Annotated in this window: 6 protein-coding genes; 2 read left to right on the forward strand and 4 right to left on the reverse strand. The window is 72.4% G+C overall.

Annotated elements, in window-relative coordinates; translation table 11 throughout:
• Positions 1-441 (reverse strand): hypothetical protein (locus tag G4D87_RS29850; RefSeq protein WP_163786098.1); only part of this gene is annotated, 441 nt, incomplete at its 3' end.
• Between the two features lie 90 nt (positions 442-531).
• Here G4D87_RS29850 and G4D87_RS29855 point away from each other — a divergent pair.
• Together G4D87_RS29855 and G4D87_RS29860 are read left to right on the forward strand one after the other, a co-directional pair.
• Positions 532-4215 carry a tetratricopeptide repeat protein gene (locus tag G4D87_RS29855; RefSeq protein ID WP_163786099.1) on the forward strand — a complete coding sequence of 1228 codons (3684 nt, stop codon included), beginning with the start codon at positions 532-534 and terminating at the stop codon, positions 4213-4215.
• Between the two features lies 1 nt (position 4216).
• The gene (locus G4D87_RS29860) at positions 4217-4600 is read left to right on the forward strand and encodes a hypothetical protein (RefSeq protein ID WP_163786100.1); all 384 of its coding nucleotides are present in this window, start codon (positions 4217-4219) and stop codon (positions 4598-4600) included.
• A 14-nt stretch (positions 4601-4614) separates the two neighbouring features.
• Here the strand turns inward: G4D87_RS29860 and G4D87_RS29865 are convergent, their stop codons facing one another.
• The 3 genes from G4D87_RS29865 to G4D87_RS29875 form a co-directional block, all read right to left on the reverse strand.
• The gene (locus G4D87_RS29865) at positions 4615-6702 is read right to left on the reverse strand and encodes a RecQ family ATP-dependent DNA helicase (protein ID WP_163786101.1); all 2088 of its coding nucleotides are present in this window, start codon (positions 6700-6702) and stop codon (positions 4615-4617) included.
• A 46-nt stretch (positions 6703-6748) separates the two neighbouring features.
• Positions 6749-7000, reverse strand: coding sequence for a DUF3006 domain-containing protein (locus tag G4D87_RS29870; protein ID WP_163786103.1), 252 nt, complete (start codon positions 6998-7000; stop codon positions 6749-6751).
• Positions 7000-7557, reverse strand: a 558-nt coding sequence (locus G4D87_RS29875) for a JAB domain-containing protein (RefSeq protein ID WP_163786102.1), incomplete at its 5' end; no start/stop codon positions are given. The genes G4D87_RS29875 and G4D87_RS29870, both read right to left, overlap by 1 nt.

Here is a 7557-nt window from a genome sequence, read left to right on the forward strand (position 1 = left end):
TAAGAGACAGGGGCTGGTGCTCGGGCTCGGCAGCTCGCCCTCGAAGGGGCCGTCGTCCTGGCTCTCCAGCAGCCACGCCCCGTCCCGGAAGACGAACTCCGAGGTGACGATGGCGGTGCGCTCGGAGGCCGAGGGCAGGCGCATCCACTGGATGCGGCTCTGCACCGTGGCCCGGTGCCCGTCGTCGGACAGCTTCACGTCCTCGATTTCGTAGTCGGTGATGGACAAATCCTTGTCGTCGTTGAGCGCCAGACGCGACTTCTGGAAGTCCTTGCGCCGCTCGGGGACGAGGATGCGGGTGGCGCTCCGGAAGTCCTTCCACCGGAGGGCCTGGTGGAAGCGCTCCACGGTGGGCTTGAGTGCTTCCAGGTTGGATTTCTTGGACGTGGTTGCGCACGCCCCAAGGACGAGCGCGAGGAGCAGGGCAGGCAGGCGATTCACGACGGGGAGGGTACCACCCGGCAGCAGCCTGGGACGAGAGAGCGGTGGTATGGTCCTTCTCCCCGCCCGAGCACCGGAGTCGCGAGCGCAATGGCCAAGTCGATGGTGGAGCGTTACGAGCAGCTCCTCCGGCAGGACCCCACCTCTTCCGTTTTCGTCGAACTCGCCAAGGCCCTGCTTGAAAAGGGGGACGCCGTGCGTGCCATCGAGGTCTGCGGACAAGGCATCTCCCATCACCCCGCGTCCGTCGTCGGGCGTGTGCTGTGGGGCAAGGCCCTCATCCAGCAGGGCCGGCCCGCGGAGGCGATGGACCAGTTCGAGCAGGCCATCTCCATCGAGAAGGACAACCCCTACGCCTACAACCTGATTGGCGAGGTGCTGCTCCAGCACCGGTTGTACCGGTCCGCGCTGCCCATCCTTCGCAAGGCCCTGGCGCTGCAGCCGAATGATGGCCGCGTGAAGCAGTGGCTGGAGCAGACCGAGCAGGCCTTCGCGGGTGGGCCGGCCCCCGTGTTCGCGAACCTGATGGGGCTGGACAAGCCGTCGTCGGACGAGGACGCGCCGTCGGAGGAGGCGCCGAAGGACGAGGCGCCGAGCCCCACGGTGGCGCCCATGGCGGCGGCCCGGCTGCGCGCCGCCGCGCTGGGGGATGCGGCGAAGCTGAAGCCCGCGAATGCCGGTGCCTCGCCTGCGGGAGGCGCCTCGGGGGCGGCTCGCGGGGAGGTTGCGTCCGGAGCTTCCGAGAAGGACGCGGATGCGGAAGGGAGCACGCAGGCCGGCTCGGACGCTGACGCGGCGGAGCAGGGCGGCGCGGGAGCCTCTTCGGGTGACGCGGCGCCTCGGGAAGGTGCTGACGCGGGCGCCTCACTGGGCTTGTTGAACCGGCCGGTGCCGGTGTCGTCCGTGTTGGGCGCGGAGCTTCCGAGCCTGGACCTGGGGTTGGGGGACGATGACGACGCCCCTCCGGGGGGCGCGGATGGAGCGGCCCCCGAGGCCCAGGCGCCCACGGAGGCATCCGCGCTCGAACAGCGCGCTGACGCTGCGCAGGACTCCGGCGCCGTCGCGGACGCGCCGACGCAGCAGGTGTCCGTCGCGGACGAGCCTGCCCCGGCCTTGGAGTCCGAGGCGGGCAGTGACGCGGAGGAGCAGCACGCCGTGGCCGAGGACCCCGGGGCCTTTGGCGCGGGGGGGCTCCTGGGCGACCTGCCTCCGCCCGAGCCGACGGCGGCGAGGCCCGTCGTGGCGAGCACGCCCGCGACGCCGCGAGGCGCTGGGGGCAAGCGCTCCCTGCTGGAGGACATCCCGGACGCGGCGCCCGCGCCCGTGGCCTCCGCCGCGAAGGCCAAGGCGCGCAAGCCGGACACCGAGGCGCTCACCGCCGAGTACGAGAAGGAGCTGCGGGCGAAGCTGGCGCGCGAGGCCGCGAAGACGTCGTTCATCGCCCGGCACGGCGTGAAGGCCGCTGGGGCCGTGGTGGGCGTGGTGGTGCTGGCCATCGTCGTCTTCAGCTTCATCAACATCCGCGCGAACCAGGGCGGACAGACGCTGAACGAGACGCTGGCCCGGGCCGAGGAGCTCATCATCCAGGACACGGGGGCCTCGTTGGAGGCCGCGCTGGCGCAGCTCCAGAAGGCGCGGGACATGGACGAGAGCAGCAGCCGGGCCTGGGCGCTGACGGCCTGGGCGCACGCGCTGCGCTACGCGGACCATGGGCAGGCTTCCGAGGACCGGCGTCAGGCGCTGGAGGCGCTGGAGCGACCGGGCGTGAAGGACACCGCCCCCGCGCAGGTGCTGGTCACCAACGTGCTGGTGGCGGACGAGCGCGGACGCGCCCTGGCGCGGAGCGCCCTGCTGGGCTCGCAGCAGGACAGCACCGAGGTCCATGCGCTCGCCGGCAGCCTGCTGCTGGAGGCGAAGGACGAGAAGCAGGCGCTCGAGCGCTTCGACCGCGCGCTGCGCGCCTCCGCCGCCAACGTCCGCGCGCTGGTGGCCCTGGGTGATTACTACAAGGCCTCCGAGGACTTTCCGCAGGCCATCGAGATGTACGAGCGCGCGCGCAAGAAATCCCCCGAGCACCCCTCGGCCCGCATCGGCCAGGCGGAGGCCCGGCTCGCGCTATACCAGGACCTGGAGGCCGCGCTGGCGGACGTGGCGAAGCTCGCGGAGGACCCGAAGCTCCCCTCGCCACTGAGGGCGCGCCAGCAGCTGGTGCACGGCGAGCTGCTGTCCGCCCAGGGCAAGCACGCCGAGGCCCGCGCGCTGCTCTCCAAGGGCGCCCAGGGGCCCCTGGCCTTCGAGTTCCAGCTCGCGCTGGGCGCCGCCAGTCGCGCGGCCGGGACGCTGGACGCGGCGCAGGCCGCCTACGAGGCCGCGCTCAAGCTGCGGCCCACGAGCGAAGAGGCCCGCGAAGGACTGGGCCGCACGTTGCTGGACCGCGACCGGGAGCGCGAGGTGCTCACCCGGCTGGACGCCGATGGGGGCCGCAAGGTGTCCCTGGTGCGCGGCGCCGCGTACGCGCGCCTGGGAGACTGGAAGAAGGCCCGCGCGGAGCTGGCGCGCACGCGTGTGAATGACCGGTACCCCCCGGAGGCCGTCTCCTGGCTGGCCCTGGCGGATGCCGCCGAGGGCCACGGCGCCCAGGCGCGGGAGCTGCTGGAGAAGGCCCTGCACGCGGCGAAGCGGCCTCGCAACGACATGCGGCTGGCGCTGGGGCAGCTCTACTGGCGCGAGCGGGCCTACGACAAGGCGCAGGCCCTGTTCGAGGAGGCCCAGAAGGACCCGCGTGACTACGAGGCCGCGTGCTCGCTGGGGCGGTTGATGCTGTCGCGTGGGCTGCCCGACATGGCCCTCAAGCCGCTGACGGAGGCGGTGGAGCGCAACGGGGCGCACGGCGAGGCCCGGGACGCGCTGGGGCGCACGCTGCTGGCCCTGGGGCGGACGCAGGAGGCGCTCAAGCAGTTCGAGGCGTGGCAGCTGGAGAACCCGGGAAGCGCGGCCGCGCACAAGGGCTTCGCGCTGGCGCTGTTCCACGCGGGCCGCCGCAAGGACGCGGAGGGCGCGGTGCAGCGCTCGGTGAAGCTGCTGTCGAATGACGCCGAGGCGCACAAGCTGCGCGCGGCCATCCTCTTCGGCGCGGGAGACGCGCGGGCCGGCTTCTCGGCGCTGGAGCGCGCCAACAAGCTGGACCCGAAGGACGCGGAGACGTTCTGTGAGATTGCCCTCGCCTTCATGCGCCAGGGCAACAGCGGCAACGCGGAGGCGGCCTTCGCCGCGGCCCGGCGGGAAGGGCCTGACGCCACCTGTGGCCGGGTGGGCGAGCTGTACGCGCAGTTGCCGAGCGGTGGGCGGGGCGCCGCGCGGACGCTGGAGGACCTGGCGGCCAGGGCGCCGACTGTCTGGGACAAGGCCTTCGCGCGGGCCACCATGGCGCGCGCGCTGCTGGGGGCGGGGGCCGTGAAGGATGCCCGCGCCGCGGCGGATGAGGCCGTGCGCCTGGCGCCCTTTGATGGGCGCGCCCAGCTCGCGCTGGGAATGGTGGCGCTCAAGCAGCGACAGGAGGACGTGGCCCGGGCCGCGCTGGAGAAGGCCGTGGAGCTGGAGCCGGCGGACGGCCTGGCGCGCCTGGCGCTCGCGGATGCGTTGGTGCGCGAGCCCGGCGCCCTGCCTCGGGCCGTGGAGTCCTATGAGGCGTTCCTGAAGCTGGCCGGTGGCGCGAATGAGGCCGCGCGGGTGAAGAAGGCCCTGCCCAGCCTCAAGAAGAAGGCGGCGAGGTAGCGTGAGGTATTTCTCCTCCCGAACGGATTCTCCCCTGCTGCACATCATGTGGGGCAATGCGTTCCTGCTGTCGCTCGTCTACCTGCTGCTGGGGCTCGGGGTGGAGCTCGCCCTGCGCTACTTCCCCTCGCGCTTCCTCCAGCGGCTGTCGCTGTCGCTGGACTCGCTGCCGGCGCGAGCCCTGGAGCTGACGGGGGCCATGGAGCCCTTGCGAGCGGCCTACTTCTCCGGCCGCATCTCCGAGGTGGGCGTGCGCGTCGTCTTCGGGCTCACCACCATGGTCGTGATTTTCCTGCTCGCGATGGTGGTGGGCACGGTGATGGGCGGCGTCCGGACGCTGCTGGCGCGCCGGGCCCCGCGCGAGGGCGGACGCCGGCACCCCTGAGGGCGGCCGCGACTTCAGCTCCGGCGCCGAAGCGCGGGCTTGCGCGCGCGCACCGCGGCGTCCGGCATGGCCTGGGGCTCATGGCCCGCGGCGCGCGCCATCAGGCAGATTTCCACCACCTTGGGGCCAAAGCGCTCCCAGCGGCTCTCCCCGGTGCCCTTCACCGCGAGGAAGCCCTCCCGGTCCACCGGCAGCGCCGCGGACAGGCCCAGCAGCGTGGCGTCGTTGAAGATGATGAAGGGGGCGACGCCCAAGTCCTTCGACAGCTCCTTGCGCCAGCGCCGCAGCTCCGTGGAGGCCAGCTCACTGTAGTTCGTCACCACCGGCGCCGCCGCGGAGCCCATGCCACGCGAGCGCGACGCGGCCGGCCCGTGGGCCAGCAGCGTGGGCATCTTCTCCGGCGCGCACACGTCACAGTTGCCACACGACGTGTGGGCGTCGCGCTGGCCGAAGTAGTGGAGGATGGCCGAGCGCCGGCACTTCTTGTCCCGGTCCGTATAGGCGTACTCGGTCATCCGTCGCAGCAGCGACAGGTTCTGCCGCTCCTGCTCCCGCACGTGGCTCAGGTCGAGCCCCAGCTCGCGGAAGGGCACCCGCTCCAACGCGCGGATGGAGCGCCCGGCGAAGGGGCGCCGGACCTTGGCCACCTGGGCCTTCTCCAGCAGGCCCAGCGCGTGGCGGACCTCGTCCACCGACAGCCCGATGCGCCGCGCGAGGATGGGCAGCTCCGTGGTGAGCTGCCGGCCCACGGGGGACGTCTCCAGCAGGGACTTGAGCAGCCGCTGCGCGTCCGGCGAGTGCGGCTGCGCGGAGGTGGCCTTCTCCAGCAGGGTGATGCCGTGCTCGCCCTCGCCGCGGCCACCGCGCTCCACCTTGCCCTCGCGTTCGAGGATGCGCAGCGCCGCGCTGACCTCGAACTCGCTGGCGTTCACCGTGCCCGCGAGCGCGTGCACGCCTCGCTCGAACTCCTCCACCGACTGGAGCACGTTCCACACGTCCCCGAAGATGGCCTCGGCCGGGTGGCTGCTCTGGATGAGCCGCTCCTGGGTGAAGACGTCCGAGTGGTTGAAGAGCAGCACCGCGCGCGCGGCCTGTCCGTCGCGGCCCGCGCGGCCAATCTCCTGGTAGTACGCCTCCACCGCCCGGGGGATGTTGGCGTGGCCGACGAAGCGGATGTCCGGCTTGTCGATGCCCATGCCGAACGCGTTGGTGGCCACCGCCACCGCTTCCTTGGCGGCCATGAAGGTGTCCTGGGCGCGGCGCCGGGCGTCGTCATCCATGCCCGCGTGGTAGAGCACCGCCTTCACCCCGCGCCCGTGCAGCTCGGAGAAGATGCCCTCGGCCGCGCGCCGCGTGGAGCAGTACACGATGCCGCTCCCGCCCGTGGACGCCAGCCGCGCGCAGGCCTCGTGCCGGTCCGCGTCGCCGCCCACCTCCTGCTTGCCCAGGAAGAGGTTCGGGCGGTCGAAGCCCATGGCGAACTCCCGCGGGTCCTTCATCAACAGGACGCGCACGATGTCCGCGCGGACCTCCGGCGTGGCCGTGGCGGTGAGCGCCACCGTGCGCGGCGGACGCAGCCGCTTGCGCACCTGTCCGAGCAGCGCGTAGTCCGGCCGGAAGTCGTGCCCCCACTGGGAGATGCAGTGCGCCTCGTCCACGGCGAGCAGGTCCACGCCCAGGGCGGACACCGTCTCCAGGAAGCTCATGCTGCGGAAGCGCTCGGGCGCCACGTACAGCAGCTTGTACTCACGCGCGCGCAGCTTGCGCATCCGCTCCGCGCGCTCCAGGTCGGACAGCGAGGAGTTGATGAACGTCGCCGGAATGCCCCGCGCGGTGAGCTGCTCCACCTGGTCCTTCATCAGGGCAATCAACGGCGACACCACCAGCGTCAGCCCCGGCAGCAGGGTGGCGGGCAGCTGGTAGCACAGGCTCTTGCCCGCGCCGGTGGGCATCACCACCACCGTGTTGCGGCCGCTCAGGACGGAGGAGATGACCTGGTCCTGCCCTGGCCGGAACCGGGACAGGCCGAAGTGGCGGACCAGCCCCTGCTGTGCTTCCTCAAGGTAGGGCAGGTCCACCGGCATCGCGCGCATGTTCATCATCCTGGTCCAGCCGTCAACGGAAACGAGGCCGGCGCGCGGCCTCCACTCACAGGTCGAACTGGGGTGGAACCGGAACAGCCAGCCTCGCCCGTATCCTCGCGACGTCCTGCCGCCGCGCCTCCGTCTGCCCTGGCTCCAGCCGGCCATCCACCACGACGTCACCCTCGCGCACGCCCTTGGGCAGCGACGCGCGCTCCACCGTGCAGGCCTGTCCGGTGTCCAGCCGCACCACCTGCGCCCGGACGTCCTCCAGCAGCTCCACCTGCACCGCGCCCCACAACCCCACCATGCCCACCATCATCCGCCGCCTCCATTCGCGCTCCACGTCCGCCGCTTCTCCTGTGCTTCGTCCGGCATCAGCCCGCGCTCCAGCATCGACACGTAGCCGCCGTCTCCCATCACCACGTGGTCCAGCACCTTGATGTTGAGCAGCTGCGCCCCCGCGACCAGGTGCCGCGTCAGGCCCACGTCCTGGACGCTGGGCTCCGGGTCCCCCGAAGGGTGGTTGTGCGCCAGGACGATGGCCGTGGCGCGCGAGGTGAGCGCCGCGGCGAACACCTCCCGCGGGTCCACCGGGCAGGTGTTCATGGTGCCCTCCGCCACGCGCGCGTCATGCAGCAGCACGTTGCGCGCGTTGAAGCACAGGACGTGGAACACCTCGCGCCGCAGCGCCCCGAGCACCGGCGCCAGGTACGCGGCAATCTCCCTCGGCGTGCGCAGCCTGGGCCTGCGCTCCCCGGCACGCTGCGAGCGGCGGCCCAGCTCCAGCGCGGCCAGCGCCTGCGCCGCCCGGACAGGCCCCACGCCGGGCCGCAGGCTCAGCGCCAGCGGCTCCTGCTGCACCAGGCCCTTCAG

This window comes from Myxococcus vastator (assembly GCF_010894475.1).
Taxonomy (GTDB): domain Bacteria; phylum Myxococcota; class Myxococcia; order Myxococcales; family Myxococcaceae; genus Myxococcus; species Myxococcus vastator.

Excerpts from the sequence above, each read along its gene's own strand:
- G4D87_RS29870 (WP_163786103.1), bottom strand. The coding sequence starts at position 7,000 with ATGGTGGGCATGGTGGGGTTGTGGGGCGCGGTGCAGGTGGAGCTGCTG.
- G4D87_RS29855 (WP_163786099.1), top strand. The coding sequence starts at position 532 with ATGGCCAAGTCGATGGTGGAGCGTTACGAGCAGCTCCTCCGGCAGGAC.
- G4D87_RS29865 (WP_163786101.1), bottom strand. The coding sequence starts at position 6,702 with ATGATGAACATGCGCGCGATGCCGGTGGACCTGCCCTACCTTGAGGAA.